The sequence below is a fragment of the Bradyrhizobium sp. genome (assembly GCF_035570375.1).
GTDB lineage: Bacteria > Pseudomonadota > Alphaproteobacteria > Rhizobiales > Xanthobacteraceae > Bradyrhizobium.
In genome coordinates, this window is record NZ_DATMLW010000043.1 from 1 (window position 1) to 18,202 (window position 18,202).

Sequence of the window (18,202 nt, forward strand, 5' to 3'; positions counted from 1 at the left end):
TTGAATCCATCGTCGTCCCGGGCAAGCGAAGCGCGACCCGGGACCCATAACCACCGATGTCGATGTTGTGCGAAGCTGGGGCCGCCGATCCCTTCAACACAGGCGTTGGTGGTTATGGGTCCCCGCCTTCGCGGGGACGACAAAGAAGGTGTTGCCGGATGAACTTACCCCGCGCCCACCTTTTTCCTGCGATACGCCAGATGCACCGCGCAATTGCAGCCCGGCGGATGCGACTGCAACTCCGGCGAGGCGATGTCGTTGGCGGGTTTTGCGGACGAGGGCGCAAGCTTCGGCATCGCCTCTTTGAGGCTGCGATCCTGCGCCGACTGGTCTTGCGCAGGGATGTAGTTCAGGACCGGCGCGAGCCAGCGCTCTGTTTCCGTCACGCTAAAACCCTTGCGCGCGGCATAGTCCTCGACCTGGTCGCGCTCGATCTTGCCGACGCCGAAATAGAAGCTTTCGGGATTGCCAAAATAGAGCCCGGACACCGACGAGCCCGGCCACATCGCAAAGCTCTCCGTCAGTTTCACGCCGGTCTTCTTCTCGGCGTCGAGCAGCCTGAACAACGTCGCCTTTTCGGCGTGATCGGGCTGCGCGGGATAGCCGGGGGCGGGGCGAATGCCCCGATATTTTTCGAGGATCAACTCCTCGTTGGAGAGCGCTTCGTCCGGAGCGTATCCCCAGAACTCGCGGCGCACCCGCGCGTGCATGCGCTCGGCGAACGCTTCGGCAAGGCGGTCGGCGAGCGCCTTGCAGATAATCGAGGAGTAGTCGTCATTGGCCTTCTTGAAGTGGTCGGCAACTTCGTCCTCGCCGATCCCGGCTGTGACCACGAAGGCGCCGATGTAATCGGGCAGGCCAGAGGAGGCCGGCGCAACGAAATCGGACAATGCCGCATTGAAGCGGCCCTCGCGTTTTTCAAGTTGCTGGCGCAGCGTATGGAAGGTCGCAATCGGCCTCTCGCGCGCTTCATCGGCATAGACGACGATGTCGTCGCCTTTGGCATTCGCCGGCCAGAACCCGATCGTGGCCTTCGCGGTGAACCATTTCTCCGCGACGATGCGCTCAAGCATCCTGCGCGCATCCTGATAGAGCGATCGCGCCACCTCGCCGACCTTCGGATCGTCGAGGATGGCAGGGAAGCGCCCGGTCAATTCCCAGGTCTGGAAGAACGGCGTCCAGTCGATGGTGTCGACGAGTTCGCCAAGGTCGTAATCGCCAAAGGTCTTGACCCCCAGGAAGGCCGGCTTCTTCGGCGGTGTCTTGGCGAAATCGATCTTGACGGCATTGGCGCGCGCATCCGCGAGCTTGAGCCGCTTCTTGTCGGCCTGGGCGCGGAAGTGGGCCGCGGAGATTTTTGCATATTCGGCGCGCACCTCGGCGGCAAAGGACTCGCGCTTGTCCGGCGAAAGCAGCGACGAGGCGACGCCGACGGCGCGGCTTGCGTCATTGACATGCACCACAGGTCCGCTGCGGTAGTTCGGATCGATCTTCACGGCGGTATGGACGCGGCTCGTGGTCGCGCCGCCGATCAAAAGCGGCAAACTCAGCCCCTCGCGCTGCATTTCGCCGGCAAGAAAACTCATTTCGTCGAGCGAAGGCGTGATCAGGCCGGAAAGCCCGATGATATCGGCGCCTTCACGTTTGGCGGTTTCGATGATCTTCGCCGCCGGCACCATGACGCCGAGGTCGATCACCTCGAAATTGTTACACTGCAGGACGATGCCGACGATGTTCTTGCCGATGTCGTGGACGTCGCCCTTCACCGTCGCCATCACGATCTTGCCGGCAGAGCGGCGGCCGTCGCCGCTGATGCCGTTGGCCAGATTGTTGGCCTTCTCCGCTTCCATGAACGGCATCAGATAGGCGACGGCCTGTTTCATCACGCGCGCGGATTTGACGACCTGCGGCAGGAACATCTTGCCGTCGCCGAAGAGGTCGCCGACAATGTTCATGCCGGCCATCAGCGGTCCTTCGATCACGTCGAGCGGGCGCGCGGCGAGCTTGCGGGCATCTTCGGTGTCGGCCTCGATGAATTCGGTGATCCCGTGCACCAGCGCGTGGCTGAGTCGCTTGTCGACCGGCCATTCGCGCCAGGCGAGATCCTGTTCGTGCGCCTTCCTCTCCTTGCCGCGGAATCTCTCGGCGAGCGCCAGCAGGCGTTCGGACGCGCCCGCGTCGCGGTTGAGGATGACATCCTCGCAAGTTCGTCGCAGTTCCGGATCGATGTCGTCATAGACGATCATCTGTCCGGCATTGACGATGCCCATGTCCATGCCGGCGTGAATGGCATGATAGAGAAATACCGAATGCATCGCCTCGCGCACCGGCTCGTTGCCGCGGAACGAGAACGACAGGTTGGAGACGCCGCCGGACACATGCGCGCCCGGCAGGTTGTGGCGGATCCAGCGCGCCGCCTCGATGAAATCGGCGCCGTAGTTGTTGTGCTCCTCGATTCCGGTCGCGATCGCGAAAATGTTCGGGTCGAAGATGATGTCTTCCGGCGAATAGAAGAGGCGATTGACGAGGATGTCGTAGGCGCGGGCGCAGATCTCGGTCTTGCGCTTGAACGTGTCGGCCTGTCCGGCTTCGTCGAACGCCATCACCACCACGGCCGCGCCGTGACGCCGCGCGACCCTCGCCTCGTGGATGAATTTTTCTTCGCCCTCCTTCAACGAGATCGAATTCACCACCGGCTTGCCCTGAACGCATTTCAGGCCGGCCTCGATCACGTTGAATTTCGACGAGTCGATCATCACCGGGACGCGCGCGATGTCGGGCTCGGCGGCGAGGAGGTTGAGGAAGGTCACCATTGCCTGTTCGGAGTCGAGCAGGCCTTCGTCCATATTGATGTCGATAACTACCGCGCCGTTCTCGACCTGGTCGCGCGCCACCTGCAAGGCGGCCGCGTAATCGCCGGCGGTGATCAGCTTGCGGAATTTGGCCGAGCCGGTGACGTTGGTGCGCTCGCCGACATTGACAAAGGGAATGGCCTTCGTCAGCTCGAACGGCTCGAGTCCCGAAAGTTTCAGACGCGGCTCGATCACAGGGATGGCGCGCGGCTTGTGCGGCTCGACCGCCGCGGCAATCGCCGCGATGTGCTCGGGCGTGGTGCCGCAGCAGCCGCCGACGATATTGACGAGACCGGACGCCGCAAACTCGCCGATCAGGCGCGCCATGTATTCGGGGCTCTCGTCATACTGGCCGAATTCGTTCGGAAGCCCTGCGTTGGGATAGGCGCACACCAGCGTGTCGGCGACGCGGCCGATATCGGCGATGTGAGCGCGCAGGTCTTCGGCGCCAAGCGCGCAGTTGAAGCCGATGGTGATTGGCCTTGCATGCCGAACCGAATACCAGAACGCTTCGGGGAGTTGCCCGGACAGCAACCGGCCGGATTTGTCGGTAATGGTGCCCGAGACCATGACCGGCACGTCGATGCTGCGCTCCTCGCTGATTTCGGCGATCGCGTAAAGCGCAGCCTTCGCGTTCAAAGTGTCGAAAATGGTTTCGAGCAGCAGCAAGTCAACGCCGCCGTCGAGCAATCCCTTGATCTGCCCGCCATAGGCCTTGCGCAGGTCGTCGAAGGTGACGGCGCGATATCCTGGATTGGAGACGTCGGGCGAGATCGAGGCGGTGCGATTGGTCGGTCCGATCGCACCGGCCACGAAACGCGGCTTGCCATCTTCGCGGCTCACTTGTTCGGCGGCCGCGCGGGCGAGCTTTGCGCCTTCGCGATTGAGTTCATAGGCAAGCTCCGACATCTCGTAATCGGCTTGCGCAATCGAGGTCGAGGAAAATGTGTTGGTGGCGACTATATCGGCGCCAGCGCGCAAATAGGCGGCGTGGATATTCTCGATCGCCTTCGGCTGGGTCAGGATCAGAAGATCGTTGTTGCCGCGGATGTCGCGACGGAAATTCGCAAAGCGCGCGCCGCGGAAACCCGCTTCATCGAATCCCAGCGCCTGGATCATGGTGCCCATGGCACCGTCGAGCACGAGGATGCGCTCGCGGGCTGCCGCCAGCAGGGAGGTTCGCGCGGGCGAGACGGGTATGGTCATGACTCACGCGGCCTTCTGCGCGCCGGCGGGGCGAATGCCAAGCAAATGGCAGATCGCGAACACGAGGTCAGCGCGGTTCATGGTGTAGAAGTGAAAGGTGTCGACGCCGTGCTTGTTGAGTTTTTGCACCTGGCCCGCCACCACCGTCGCCGCCACCAGCTTGCGCGTCTCGGCGTCGTCGTCGAGACCTTCGAATTTCTCCGCGAGCCAGCCGGGCACGCTCGTTCCGGCCCTGGTCACGAAAACTCTCGCCTGCCTGAAATTGTGCATCGGCATGATGCCAGGCACGATCGGAATCAAGACGCCCCGCGCACGAACCCGGTCGAGATAGCGGAAGTAAAGCTCGTTATCGAAAAAGACCTGGGTGATCGCCCGCGTCGCTCCGGCATCGACCTTGGCCTTCAGCATGTCGATGTCGGCATCGAAGTCGCGGCTCTCGGGATGCTTTTCCGGATAGGCCGAAACCGAAACTTCGATGTCGGGATATCGCATCTTGATGCCCGCCACGAGCTCGGCCGAGGTCTGGTAGCCGTCGGGATGGGTAGAGAACGGCGTGCCGATGCCGCCGGGCGGATCGCCCCGAAGCGCGACGATATGGCGGACACCGATCTCGTGATAACGGCTGACGATCTCGTCGATCTCGCCGCGCGCCGCCCCCACGCAGGTCAGATGCGCCGCCGGCAGCAGCGTGGTCTCGCCAAGGATGCGGGCGATGGTGGAATGGGTGCGCTCGCGGGTCGAGCCGCCGGCGCCATAGGTCACCGACACGAAACTCGGGGTGAGTGGCGCGAGGCGCTTGATGGTCTCCCACAGGTTCTGCTCCATCTCGCCGGTTTTTGGCGGGAAGAACTCAAAGGAGATGGCGGGATGCTTCAGCACGCGCGGCCCATCTTCAGTCGGGGGCGTTACCTCGGTCATGGCACTCTTAAAGCTCCGCAAAGCGATCGGGCGTCCGGCTGTTTTTGGGTGAGCTAAGATAGGCGAAGGAGGCTTAATCAAACAGCCCATCGGATATGGGAAATTGCCCACCATAAGCTATATTTTTGGAAATCACGGCAAAGATACCGAAAGAATGGGCAAACAGGAAAAGAACTATTTGCAAGTAAGTTGTTGAATTAATGAAATAATGACGGATATAGCTTTAGGACCAGGAAATCAAATTGGTGGGCAGAATGACAACGTGACCAATTTACCTTTCATCGGCCCACTCTGGTCGAGGCCCAAACGGCCGCCGACCATGCCGCCGCGGCCCTGATCTGCGAGACGCGCCTTTGTCGGTTCACCCGGCCGCATTAGGTTAGCAAAATGATCCCGCTTTCCGTCCTCGACCTTTCCGTCGTCACCACCGGCACCAAACCAGCCGCAGCGCTGCGCAACTCGATCGATCTGGCGCGCCACGCAGATCAGCTCGGCTATGTCCGGTATTGGCTTGCCGAGCATCATAATCTCGCTTCGGTGGCGAGCCCTGCGCCCGACCTCATGATTGGGCAGATCGCGTCGGTGACCAAGAATATTCGCGTCGGCTCGGGCGGGGTGATGTTGCCAAACCACGCGCCGCTGGTGGTGGCCGAACGATTCAAGATGCTCGAGGCGCTTTTCCCGGGGCGGATCGATCTCGGGCTCGGCCGCGCGCCGGGCACCGACGGCGCCACCGCGCACGCCTTGCGCAGCCGGCTCGATCGCCGCGAGGGCGACGATTTTCTCGAACGGCTGCACGAACTGACCTTGTGGGAAACGCGCGATTTTCCGCCCGGCCATCCCTACAACCAGGTGGTGGCGATGCCGGACGACACGCCGCTGCCGCCGATCTGGCTTCTGGGCTCGAGCGATTACAGTTCAGAACTCGCAGCCCAGGTCGGCATGGGTTTCGCGTTCGCGCATCATTTTGCGACCTATGACGCAATTGCCGCGCTGACGAATTATCGCGCACACTTCCAGCCGTCGGGCTGGCGCTCTATTCCGCACGGCATTCTCGCCGTGGCAGTTGTCGCGGCGGAAACGGACGCGGAGGCCGAGCGGCTCGCCGCGTCGATGGATCTCAACCGCCTGCTTCGGGACCAAGGGCAATATCGTCCCTTGCCCAGCGTCGAAGAAGCGCTTGCCTATCCCTACACCGAACGCGATCGCGCCGCGATCGCACGCAACCGCTCGCGGCTGTTTGTCGGCAGCCCGGCAGCGGTGATGCAAATGCTTGAGCCAATGATTGCGGCGAGCCAGGCAGATGAGTTGATGGTGATCACGGCGATCTTCGATCACGAGGCGCGCAAAAGGTCCTACAGCCTGCTTGCCGACGCCTTCGGGTTGAAGAAGAAAGCTGCGGCGTGAGTCCTCGTCGTCCCGGTCACGCGCGGGCACCCCCGTCTTGTTTCGTCGATCCGGACCAACTTTCAGGACGAATGCAATGAATCCAAACCTGCCCCGATTGAAGCCGAACCCGATTCCGAAGATCGGCCCCATTCCCGAGCATCTGGCGGAGCCAGCGCTTAAGGAGATATACGAAGACACCAAGGCTGCGCTGCAAGTTCCATGGATGGGCGTCGTCGCTATGTCCTTTGCGCGCTATCCGCAATTTTACGCCACGCTGTGGGGAGGCTTTCGAGAGTTGTCAGCCAGCGCGCAATTCCTGACGGCGTGTCATGAACTCAGGCAAGAGGCGGAGTCGATTAGCCTGCTCAGGGCGCCATCAATCCTTCGGAAGCTGTACGAACTCGGCTACACGGAACCGGAAATCGCCGAGATACACGCGGTAATTGAGATCTTCTCGCACGGCAACATGCCTTATCTGCTTCTTGCCACGGCTGCTAGGCTTCTTCTGGAGGGCAACGAGATCGGGACGTCGCGAGGTATTTCAAAGCCCGTGCGGTCCCTCCATGGACCTGCAGCCGGTGGAAGAGTGACGCTGATGGAGCCCCATCATGCCGAACGACAGTTGCAAGACCTCTACGAGGATCTCAAGTCGACGCTCGGCTTGCCCTTTTTGAATACCGATTATCGCGCACTGGCCCGCTGGCCCAGCTACTTCGATGTAGCGTGGCGCTCGCTGAAGCCGCATATCGGCACGCCCGCCTATGACGAGGTAGTTGAGAGAGTTCACAAAAAAGCTGTGGCCCTGGTGTTAGCGCTGCCCAATCCGACAGGGTTAACCAGTGCTAGGCTCGTTGCTGCGGCGGACGAGGATATAGCGGCAGAAAGGGTTCTTGACGTCGTACGACTCTTCCAATGGCTTTTGCCCGGCCTCGTCGTTAACGTCGCGTTCATGAGAGAGCGAATGCTGACCTCATAGTCCTTACGGACCATTGGCCCCCACAGACATTCACAGCCGAAACAGTAAATCAGGTGGATGATGTTGAAGGCCTTTCGGTCGGCAACGTGCCGAGCAGCCTCGCTTCCGGGCTGTTTTTCAGGTGTTCGGGAAGCTACTCCAGGAGGCCCGCGGCCGCATACATAAATAAAGACGTGGATGGCCGGGACATAGGCGAGCGCAAGCGACCGGCCATGACGGTGGAGTTGAGGCGATTGACCAGCATTACTCCAGCCTCTCGCTGAAAGTGGCGCGGAACGGATGCGCGGGATAAACGCCGACGATGCGAAGCTCGCGGGAGAAGAATTTCAGCTCCTCCAGCGCGAAAGCCAGGCCCTTGTCGTCGGGATGGCCATCGACATCGGCGTAGAATTGCGTTGCAAAGAAATTGCCGTCGATCATGTAGCTTTCCAGCTTGGTCATGTTGACGCCGTTGGTGGCAAAGCCGCCCAGCGCCTTGTAGAGCGCGGCTGGAAGATTGCGCACCCGGAAAACAAAAGTGGTGACAAGCGGCCCGGAGCCTTGTCTGGCCCAGTTCGCCTCGCGCGCCAGCACCACGAAGCGCGTCGTGTTGTGCTCTTCGTCCTCGATGTCTTCGGAAAGAATGTCGAGCCCGTAGATGTCGGCGGCGAGGCGCGAGGCGATTGCGGCACGGCTCTTGTCGCCGCGCTCGGCCACGTCTTTGGCGCTTCCCGCGGTGTCGGCCGCCACGATCGGCTTGATGCCGAGCTTGCGGATGATCCGCCGGCACTGCCCGAGCGCGTGGACGTGGCTCTCCACCGACTTGATGTCGTCGAGCCTGGCGCTGCGCGGCGCCATCAATTGGTGATGGACCGGCAAAAACCATTCGCCGACGATGAACAGGCCGGACTGCGGCAACAGATGATGGATGTCGGCCACTCTGCCGGCGACCGAATTCTCGATCGGGATCATGCCGAGATCGGCTTCGCCCGAAGAAATCGCGGCAAGCGCATCCTCGAAGGTCGGGCAGGGCAGTGCTTCCGCGCCCGGATAGGCCTCGGCAATCGCGATGTGGGAGTTCGCCCCCGGCTCGCCCTGGAATGCAATTTTGGTCAATTTGGTCATCGTTGGTGGTCCTGGCCCGCCTTGTATCAGCCACTCAGTTTTTGGCCAGTAGCCGCCGCGCGGTTTCGAGATCGGCCGGCGTGTCGACGCCGCGCGGCACGCTGTCGACGATGGCAATGTCGATCCGCATGCCGGCCTCAAGCGCCCGCAACTGCTCGAGTTTCTCCTGAACTTCAAGGGGCGAAGGTGGCAGCCCCACGAAGCGCTGCAGCGCGGCGCGGCGATAGGCATAAAGTCCGATGTGATGATAGCGCGGCCCATCGCCGTAAGGCGCGGTGGCGCGGGTGAAATAGAGCGCACGCAGCCGGCGCGGCCCGATCGGCGAGCCGACAGCCTTCACCACGTTCGGGTTCAAGGCCTCCTCCTCGGTGTGGATTTCCGCGGAAAGCGTGGCGATGTCGACCGCCGGATCGTCGAGCGGCGCCAGCACGCCCCGGATATGGTCGGGCAGGATGGTCGGAAAGTCCCCCTGCAAATTGACAACGATCTCGGCGCGGCCGTCGGCATCGAGCTTGCCCATCGCCTCGTAAATCCTGTCCGATCCGGAAGGGTGATCGGCACCGGTCATCACCACCTCGCCGCCATGGGCCACCACCGCCTTTGCAATCTCGGGCGTATCGGTTGCGACCGCGACCCGGCCGATCGCGGCTTCCTGGGCCCGGCGCAGCACGTGGACAATCATGGGCAGGCCCGCAATGTCCAGGAGCGGCTTGCCCGGCAATCGGGTGGAAGCCATCCGGGCCGGAATCAGTACCAGAATGCGGGGATTGGTCATCAGCGTGAGGTCTGGCGTGGAATGTCAGAACCGGGACACTAGACCCGGTCGATAGGGAAAGGGTGGGGATTGGGTGAAAGCTGATGTATTTATACGGGTTGCCAGAGCACGGGCAAACCGATATCTGGACGGGGCTCGGGGTGCGGTGCGAAGGCCCAATTCCTGACGCTCATTCGCGGCCGTTTCTCTCCGGCCAATAACCGACATTTTCCGGCCTGGGGCCTGCTCAAAAATGGACTCCTTCGAACTCAACAAGATTCTCGGTGCTATCCTGGGCACCTGCCTGGTTTTGCTGATCACGAGCTTCACCGCCAGCGCGCTGTTCGCGCCCGAGAATCCGAAAAAGCCGGGTTTCGAGATTGCGGCGAAGGAAGAGGGAGAAGGCCACGGCAAGGGCACGGCACCGGCTCCCTCCGAGCCGATCGAGAAGCTGTTACAGACCGCCTCCGTCGAGAAGGGCACGGCAGCGGCCAAGAAGTGCGGCGCCTGCCACGACTTCACCAAGGGCGGTCCCAACAAGGTCGGTCCCAATCTCTACGGCGTTGTCGGCCGTGACCGCGCCAGCGAACCCGGTTTCAATTATTCCGCCGCGATGAAGGCCAAGACCGGCAAATGGAGCTATGACGACCTGAACCAGTTCATCACCAATCCCAAGGGCTTCGTTCCGGGTACGGCGATGGGTTTTGCCGGTATTCCAAAGGACAGCGAGCGTGCCGATGTGATCGCCTATCTGCGGTCACTTTCCGACAACCCGGTTCCGTTGCCGACCGCGTCGAAGTAGCTGTTCGAAGGCTTCATTACGGACTTTCACAGCAACCGGCCGGGCTCATGCCTGGCCGTTTTGGCCTTCCGGACCAAAAGACAAAGCGGTTCCCGGGTTCGGAGGTAGTTTTGCCCCGTCGCATTCTCGTTACCGAGGCTTTTGGCCGCATGAGGGCTGCGATCATGAGCAAAAAGCAACTTAATCGGTCGAAACCTTGCCTTATATTGCCGCCTCAGTAGCGCACCCTGGTCAGAGGATCCTCCATTGGCACTTTCCCGACGACATCTTTTGCAGAGCGGGGCCTTTGCCGCGCTCGCTCCCGCGCTTGGCTCAACCGCTGGCCTCGGTCTGACCGGTTCTGCGAGAGCGCAGACACCGGTGGGCGAGCCCGCCTGGCGTCATGCGCTGTCGCTGTTTGGCGACGTCAAATATCCCGCCGACTTCAAGCGTTTCGATTACGTCAATCCGCAAGCGCCGAAGGGCGGCGTCGCGCGCCAGATATCGCTCGGAACCTTCGACAACTTCAACATCGCGGTCGCGGGCGTCAAGGGCTCGCTCGCACCGGCGGCCGCCTTGATCTACGAAACGCTGATGGAGCGTTCTCGCGACGAGGTCGCCACCGAATATGGGTTGCTCGCGGAAGCCGCGATGCATCCGGATGATTTTGCCTGGGTGACGTATCGTCTGCGCAAGGAAGCACGCTGGCACGACGGCAAGCCGGTGACGCCGGAAGACGTGATTTTCTCGATGGAGGTGCTGAAAAAGTACAGCCCGATGTACGCTTCGTACTATCGCCATGTGGGGAAGGTCGAGAAGACCGGCGAACGCGAAATCAAATTCACGTTCGATTCTCCCGGAAATCGCGAGCTGCCGCATATCGTCGGTGAACTCCTGGTCCTGCCGAAACATTACTGGGAGGGTAGCGACAACGAGGGCCGCAAGCGCGACGTCTCCGCCACCACGCTCGAGCCGCCGCTCGGTTCGGGTCCTTATCGCATCAAGGACTTTGTCGCCGGCCGTTCTGTCCGCCTGGAGCGAGTGAAGGACTATTGGGGCGCGAACCTCCCAGTGCAGGTCGGTCAGAACAATTTCGATGAATTGCGCTTCGAATTTTTCCGCGACAACGTCGTTGCGCTCGAAGCGTTCAAGGCCGATCAGGCCGACTGGATTGCCGAGAATTCCGCCAAGCAATGGGCAACCGCATATGATTTTCCTGCGGTTTCGGAAAAGCGCGTGGTCAGGGAAGAATTTCCGATCAACGATTCCGGCCGCATGCAGGCTTTTGCCCTCAATTTGCGCCGCGAACAGTTCAAGGATGCGCGGTTGCGTCGCGCCTTCAATTACGCTTTCGATTTCGAGGAGATGAACAAGCAGCTGTTCTATGGGCAGTACGCGCGCATCAACAGCTACTTCCACGGAACCGAGCTTGCTTCCTCCGGCCTGCCACAGGACCAGGAACTGGCGATCCTGGAAACGGTGCGCGACAAGGTGCCGCCCGAGGTCTTCACCACGCCCTATCAAAACCCCGTCGGCGGAAATCCCGAGGCGGTCCGTGCCAATCTGCGTGAGGCGGCGAAGCTGCTGAAGGAGGCAGGCTACGATATCAAGGACCGCAAGCTGGTGGATGCGGCTGGAAAGCCGGTGACGGTAGAGATTCTGGTTGAGGATCCCTCCGCCGAACGGATCGTGCTGTTCTACAAACCATCGCTCGAACGCATCGGTGTGACGGCTTCCATCCGCGTCGTCGACAATGCGCAGTACGAAAACCGGCTGCGCAGCTTCGACTACGACACGATCATCGATCAATGGCCTGAGTCGCTTTCGCCCGGCAACGAGCAGCGCGAATACTGGGGATCGCAAGCCGCCGACCAGCCTGGATCAAGGAACGCCATCGGCATCAAGAACCCGGCCATCGATGCGCTGATCGACAGGGTGATCTTCGCCAAGGATCGCGCCGAACTCGTGGCCGCAACCCGGGCGCTCGATCGCGTGCTGCTGTGGAATTTCAACGTCGTGCCGCAATTCACCTACGGCTTTTCACGCTATGCGCTCTGGGATCGCTTCGGCCATGCCGAATTGCCGAAATACGCCCGTTCCGGCCTGCCGACCTTGTGGTGGTTCGACGCCGAAAAGGCCGCCAGGATCGGCAAACGATCTTGATGAGATTTTCCCGCATGGCGCCCATTTCACGCCGGCACCTGCTCGCGCTTGGCGCAGGTAGCGTTTCCGCGTGCGTCATGCGGCCCGCAGCAGCGGCAGGCGCTGCCAGCGAAGCGAATTGGACGGACGCCCATGGCATATCGGTGTTCGGCGATCTGAAATATCCGGCCGATTTTCAACGCTTCGAGTACGTCAACGTCGCGGCTCCCAAGGGCGGGACGTTCTCGCTCATACCGTCGGTTCGCGCCTACAACCAGTCCTACCAGACGTTCAACTCCTTCAACGCCTACATTCTCAAAGGCGAAGGCGCCCAGGGCATGGACATGACCTTCGCACCGCTGATGGTGCGCGCCGGCGACGAACCGGATGCGATGTATGGGCTCGTTGCGAAATCGGTGCGGATTTCGCCTGACAAGCTGACCTATCGTTTCACGTTGCGCGGGGAGGCAAGATTTCATGACGGCTCGAAATTGACGGCCCATGATGCCGCATTCTCGCTGAATACGCTCAAGACCAGGGGGCATCCGCTGATCCTCCAGCAGATGCGGGACATGGTGAAGGCGGAAGCAGAAGATGACGCGACCCTGATCGTCACCTTTGCCGAAAAACGTGCGCGCGACGTGCCGCTCTATGTCGCAGGCTTGCCGATCTTCTCAAAGGCTTATTACGCCACCCGGCCGTTCGATGAATCCTCGCTCGAGGCCCCGCTCGGTTGCGGGCCGTACAAGGTCGGCAAATTCGAGGTCAACCGCTTCGTCGAATTCGAGCGCGTGAAGGATTGGTGGGCTGCCGGGCTTCCGGTCGCGCGCGGCAGTTACAACTTCGATGTCGTGCGTTATGAATTCTACAGGGATCGCGAGGTCGCGTTTCAGGGATTCACCGCCGGGAACTACCTCTATCGGGAGGAGTTCACCGCGCGGGTATGGGCGACACGCTATGACTTCCCCGCCATTCGCGACGGCCGCGTCAAGCGCGAGACGATGCCGGACGAAACCCCGTCCGGCGCGCAGGGCTGGTTCATCAATACGCGACGCGACAAATTCAAGGACCCGCGCGTGCGCGAGGCGTTGATCCAGGCGTTCGATTTCGAATGGACCAACAAGACCATCATGTATGGCGCCTATGCGCGCACCCATTCACCGTTCCAGAACTCCGACATGATGGTCAACGGTCCGCCATCGCCGGAGGAATTGAAACTGCTCGAGCCGTTTCGTGGCCAAGTGCCGGACGAGGTATTCGGCATGCCATTCGTGCCGCCGGTGTCCGACGGCTCGGGGCAGGACCGTTCGTTGTTGCGCAAAGCCTCACAATTGCTGCAGGAGGCCGGACTCGTCATCAAGGACGGCAAGCGGCTGTTGCCCAGCGGCGAAGTGTTCAAAATCGAATTTCTCGCCGACGAGCCGTCACTCGAGCCGCACCATGCGCCCTACATCAAGAATCTCGGCACGCTGGGGATCGAGGCGAGCTTGCGGCTTGTCGATCCCGTGCAGTACCGTGCCAGGGTCGAGGATTTCGATTTCGACATGACCATCGAGCGCTTTTCCATGTCCGCGACCCCGGGCGACGGCATGCGGCCATTCTTTTCCTCGCAGGCAGCCAGGACCAAGGGCTCGTACAATTTGGCCGGGATCGCGAATCCGGTCATCGATGCGCTGATCGAAAAGATTCTTGCCGCCGAGAATCGTGGCGAACTCACCATCGCCTGCCGCGCCTTCGACCGGGTGTTTCGCGCCGGGCGTTACTGGGTGCCGCAATGGTATGCGCACACGCACCGGCTCGCTTATTGGGACCTGTTTGCACATCCCGAGAAACCCCCGCGTTACGCCCAAGGGGTCGGCGCACCGGAAATCTGGTGGTCCGATGCTGGTAAGGCCGCGAGAGCCGAGCAGGCGAAATAAATCATGACCGCCTATATCGCACGCCGCATTTTGCTGATTTTCCCGACCATGCTCGGGATATTGTTCATTTCTTTCGTCGTGGTGCAGTTCGCACCCGGCGGCCCGGTGGAACGCGTGATCGCGCAGCTCTCCGGCGCCGATACCGGAGGCACCTCGAGGATTTCGGGTTCGAGCGGCGGCGATTTCGGCGCTCGCAGCCAGGTCGGCGCGTCGGCGGATGCGGTCAATTCGAAATACCGGGGCGCGCAGGGGCTCGATCTCGATTTCGTCAAGAGCCTCGAGAAACAGTTCGGCTTCGACAAGCCGGCGCCCGAACGCTTCGCGCTGATGGTATGGAATTTCGCGCGGTTCGATTTCGGCAAGAGCTATTTCCGCGACGTCAGCGTGCTGCAACTGGTCAAGGAGAAGCTGCCGGTTTCCATGTCGCTCGGAATCTGGATGACGCTCCTGACCTATCTGATCTCGATACCGCTCGGGATCCGCAAGGCGGTGATGGACGGCTCGAGATTCGACACCTGGACATCGGCCGTCATCATCGTCGGCTTCGCGATACCTGGATTCTTGTTTGCGATCCTGCTGATCATCCTGTTTGCCGGCGGTTCGTTCTTCAACATCTTCCCGCTGCGTGGATTGACCTCGGATGGCTGGGCGCAATTTCCCTGGTACTGGAAGATCATCGACTATTTCTGGCACATCACCTTGCCGATCGTCTCGATGTCGCTTGGTGCTTTCGCCACCATGACCCTGCTCACCAAGAATTCCTTTCTCGACGAAATCCGCAAGCAATACGTCATGACCGCGCGCGCCAAGGGCTGCAGCGAGCGGCAGGTGCTGTACAGTCACATTTTCCGCAATGCGATGTTGATCGTGATCGCGGGATTCCCGGGGGCGTTCATCCACGCCTTCTTCTCCGGCTCGCTTTTGATCGAAACGATCTTTTCGCTCGACGGGCTCGGCTTGCTCAGCTTTGAAAGCGTGCTCAACCGCGACTATCCGGTCGTGTTCGGAACCCTGTTCATCTTCTCGCTGGTGGCTCTGGTGGTCAATCTGATCTCCGATCTGACCTACATGTGGGTCGATCCCCGGATCGACTTCGAGGCGCGGGAGGTCTGATGACTGTCACCAGCGCCGCCGAGCTGAAGTTCCTACAGCGCTTGCCGCAAAGTTCCCTCGGGAACTTCAGCTCGCCAAGCGGCGCTGGAATCATAGATCTGGCGGTGTGCTTTGCTTTCCGAAGTTCGTACAGGTGGGCGCGGCAATGACCTACGAACTTCGGAAAGAGGACACCGCTCCGCCTCCCGTCGAAACCACCACGCGGACCCCGCTCGGCGAAGCGGTTCCGGTGACGCGCCATGGCTTCAAGGTTTCGCCGCTCAACCTGCGGCGCTGGCAAAATTTCAAATCGAACCGCCGCGGCTACTGGTCGCTCTGGATTTTCCTGATCTTGTTCTTCGTCTCGTTGTTTGCCGAGCTGATTGCCAATGACCGTCCGCTGCTCATCAGGTTCGACGGACATCTGTATTGGCCGGCCTTTGTCGGCTATTCCGAAACCACTTTCGGCGGCGATTTCGAGACGGCGGCCGACTACCGCGATCCATACCTGCAGAAGCTGATCAAGGACAAGGGCGGCACGATCATCTGGCCGCTGATCCGCTATTCCTACGATACCCACAATCTCGATTTGCCGACGCCCGCGCCGTCGAAGCCGACCTGGATGTTGACGGAAGCCGAATGCAGGGACGTGGTGGTGAGGAAGCACCTCAACAGCTGCCGCGATCTCGAATACAACTGGCTCGGCACCGACGATCAGGGCCGCGACGTGGTGGCGCGCTTGATCTATGGCTTCCGCATCTCGGTGCTGTTCGGACTGAGCCTGACCATCATCTCCTCGATCGTCGGCGTCGCCGCCGGCGGCGTGCAAGGTTATTTCGGGGGCTGGATCGACCTCGGCTTCCAGCGTTTCATCGAGATCTGGAACGCCATTCCCTCTCTCTATCTGCTCTTGATCATTTCGGCAGTGCTGCCCCCGGGCTTCTTCATCCTGCTCGGGATCATGGCTCTGTTCTCCTGGGTTTCGCTGGTCGGGCTGGTGCGGGCGGAATTCTTGCGCGGGCGCAATTTCGAGTACATCCAGGCGGCGCGGGCTCTCGGCGTCTCCAACGCGGTGATCATGTTCCGGCATCTGTTGCCGAACGCCATGGTGGCGACCATGACATTCCTTCCCTTCATCGTTTCTTCTTCGGTGATGACGTTGACCGCGCTTGATTTCCTCGGCTTCGGGTTGCCGCCGGGCTCGCCGTCGCTCGGCGAACTGCTGGCGCAGGGCAAGGCCAACGTGCAGGCACCCTGGCTCGGTTTCACCGGCTTCTTCGCGGTGGCGATCATGCTGTCGCTGTTGATTTTCATCGGCGAAGCGGTGCGCGATGCGTTCGATCCGCGCAAGAGTTTCAGATAGGACGCCGACATGGACGCCATCAACCAGCCTCTGCTCGACGTCAGCAATCTGTCGGTGGCTTTTCACCAGCCCAGCGGCACCTCGGCGGCGGTGGACCATGTCTCGTTTTCGATCCGCCGCGGGGAGTGCGTCGCGCTGGTCGGCGAATCCGGTTCCGGAAAATCGGTCAGCGCGCTCTCGATCCTCAAGCTGCTGCCTTATCCGACCGCGTCGCATCCATCGGGAAGCATTCGCTTCCAGGGCCGCGAATTGCTCGATCTGTCGGAGCGCGAGATGCGCGGCATTCGCGGCAACGACATTTCGATCATCTTCCAGGAGCCGATGACTTCGCTCAATCCGCTCCACACCATCGAGTCGCAGATCGGTGAAGTCCTCCAGCTGCATAACCCGGTCACTTCCGAGATGGCGCGGGCGCGCACGCTCGAACTGCTCAGCCAGGTCGGCATTCCCGAGCCGGAAACGCGGCTCGGCAGCTACCCGCATCAATTATCGGGAGGCCAGCGCCAGCGGGTCATGATCGCGATGGCGCTCGCCAACGAACCCGATCTGTTGATCGCCGATGAGCCTACCACGGCGCTCGACGTCACCGTGCAGGCGCAAATCCTGGCTTTGCTCGCCGATATTCGCAAACGGCTCGGCATGAGCCTGTTGTTTATCACCCACGATCTCGGCATCGTGCGCCGCATCGCGGATGTGGTCTGCGTCATGAACGGCGGCAAGATCGTCGAGCAGGGGCCTGTGGAGCAGGTCTTCACCGCGCCGAAACACCCCTACACCCGCGCGCTGCTCGCCGCCGAGCCGAAGCCCGATCCGGCGCCGCCGCGGCCGCTGTCTCCGGTGGTGATTTCGGCCGATGATCTCAAGGTCTGGTTCCCGATCAAGCGCGGCTTGCTGCGTTCCACGGTGGGGCATATCAAGGCGGTCGATGGCGTTTCTCTCGCCGTGCGCAAGGGCGAGACGCTCGGCGTGGTCGGCGAGTCCGGCTCCGGCAAGACCACGCTCGGACTGGCATTGCTGCGGCTGATCTCCTCCGACGGGCCCATCGTCTTCCTGGGGAATTCGATCCAGGGTCTGCGCTTCAAGGAGATGCTCCCGTTCCGCCGCGACATGCAGATCGTGTTTCAGGACCCGTTCGGCTCGCTGAGCCCGCGCATGTCGGTCGGCGACATCGTGGCCGAAGGCCTAACCGTTCACCAGAAATCGCTTTCGGAAGAAGATCGCCAGTTGCGCGTGATCCGGGCATTGCGCGATGTCGGATTGGACCCGGCGACCCGCTTCCGCTATCCGCATGAATTTTCCGGCGGCCAGCGTCAGCGCATCTCAATCGCGCGGGCCGTGGTGCTGGAGCCGAATTTCGTGGTGCTGGACGAGCCGACCAGCGCGCTCGACATGCTGTTCCAGGCGCAGATGGTCGATTTGCTGCGGGAATTGCAGCGCAAGCGCGATCTCACCTATATGTTCATCTCCCATGACCTGCGCGTGGTCGCTTCGCTTGCGAGCCATCTGATCGTGATGCGTCAGGGCAAGGTGGTGGAGGAGGGGCCGGCTTCGGAATTGTTCAAACACCCCAAGACCGACTACACCCGCGCGCTGTTCGCCGCCGCTTTCCGCTTGGAGAGCGCCAATGGCGACGTTGTCGCACAATAGCAGGCAGTCCTCTGAAGCGGGATGATCTTTAGTCGAATCGGTTTATCAGCCGATCTCGG

Annotated in this window: 12 protein-coding genes; 8 read left to right on the plus strand and 4 right to left on the minus strand. The window is 61.3% G+C overall.

Going from position 1 to position 18,202, the window contains the following annotated elements; translation table 11 throughout:
* Window positions 1-164 precede the first annotated feature (164 nt).
* Window positions 165-4,058 carry a methionine synthase gene (gene metH, locus VNX23_RS05170; protein ID WP_325628110.1) on the minus strand — a complete coding sequence of 1,298 codons (3,894 nt, stop codon included), beginning with the start codon at window positions 4,056-4,058 and terminating at the stop codon, window positions 165-167.
* Window positions 4,059-4,061: 3 nt separating this feature from the next.
* The gene (metF, locus tag VNX23_RS05175) at window positions 4,062-4,976 is read right to left on the minus strand and encodes a methylenetetrahydrofolate reductase [NAD(P)H] (protein WP_325628111.1); all 915 of its coding nucleotides are present in this window, start codon (window positions 4,974-4,976) and stop codon (window positions 4,062-4,064) included.
* A 387-nt stretch (window positions 4,977-5,363) separates the two neighbouring features.
* Between metF and VNX23_RS05180 the strand changes: the two genes are divergently transcribed.
* Window positions 5,364-6,383, plus strand: coding sequence for an LLM class flavin-dependent oxidoreductase (locus VNX23_RS05180; protein WP_325628112.1), 1,020 nt, complete (start codon window positions 5,364-5,366; stop codon window positions 6,381-6,383).
* A gap of 76 nt (window positions 6,384-6,459) precedes the next feature.
* Window positions 6,460-7,341, plus strand: a complete 882-nt coding sequence (locus VNX23_RS05185) for a hypothetical protein (RefSeq protein ID WP_325628113.1) — start codon at window positions 6,460-6,462, stop codon at window positions 7,339-7,341.
* A 243-nt stretch (window positions 7,342-7,584) separates the two neighbouring features.
* On the opposite strand, the gene VNX23_RS05190 is transcribed toward VNX23_RS05185, so the two are convergent.
* Both VNX23_RS05190 and VNX23_RS05195 read right to left on the minus strand, forming a co-directional pair.
* Window positions 7,585-8,445, minus strand: coding sequence for a prephenate dehydratase (locus VNX23_RS05190; RefSeq protein ID WP_325628114.1), 861 nt, complete (start codon window positions 8,443-8,445; stop codon window positions 7,585-7,587).
* A gap of 34 nt (window positions 8,446-8,479) precedes the next feature.
* The gene (locus VNX23_RS05195; protein ID WP_325628115.1) at window positions 8,480-9,220 is read right to left on the minus strand and encodes a 3-deoxy-manno-octulosonate cytidylyltransferase; all 741 of its coding nucleotides are present in this window, start codon (window positions 9,218-9,220) and stop codon (window positions 8,480-8,482) included.
* A 232-nt stretch (window positions 9,221-9,452) separates the two neighbouring features.
* Between VNX23_RS05195 and VNX23_RS05200 the strand changes: the two genes are divergently transcribed.
* The 6 genes from VNX23_RS05200 (at window position 9,453) to VNX23_RS05225 (ending at window position 18,143) form a co-directional block, all read left to right on the plus strand.
* Complete coding sequence (locus tag VNX23_RS05200; protein WP_325628116.1) at window positions 9,453-10,001, plus strand: cytochrome c family protein; 549 nt, start codon at window positions 9,453-9,455, stop codon at window positions 9,999-10,001.
* 246 nt (window positions 10,002-10,247) lie between these two features.
* Window positions 10,248-12,143, plus strand: coding sequence for an extracellular solute-binding protein (locus tag VNX23_RS05205; RefSeq protein WP_325628117.1), 1,896 nt, complete (start codon window positions 10,248-10,250; stop codon window positions 12,141-12,143).
* 14 nt (window positions 12,144-12,157) lie between these two features.
* Entirely contained in the window at window positions 12,158-14,041 is a 1,884-nt protein-coding gene (locus tag VNX23_RS05210) for an extracellular solute-binding protein (RefSeq protein WP_325628118.1), read from the plus strand.
* Window positions 14,042-14,044: 3 nt separating this feature from the next.
* A complete protein-coding gene (locus VNX23_RS05215; RefSeq protein ID WP_325628119.1) occupies window positions 14,045-15,154 on the plus strand; it encodes a microcin C ABC transporter permease YejB in 1,110 nt (369 codons plus the stop codon).
* 145 nt (window positions 15,155-15,299) lie between these two features.
* Window positions 15,300-16,496, plus strand: a complete 1,197-nt coding sequence (locus VNX23_RS05220) for an ABC transporter permease (RefSeq protein WP_325628120.1) — start codon at window positions 15,300-15,302, stop codon at window positions 16,494-16,496.
* A 9-nt stretch (window positions 16,497-16,505) separates the two neighbouring features.
* On the plus strand, window positions 16,506-18,143 hold the full coding sequence (locus tag VNX23_RS05225) for an ABC transporter ATP-binding protein (protein ID WP_325628121.1): 1,638 nt from the start codon (window positions 16,506-16,508) through the stop codon (window positions 18,141-18,143).
* Window positions 18,144-18,202 lie beyond the last annotated feature (59 nt).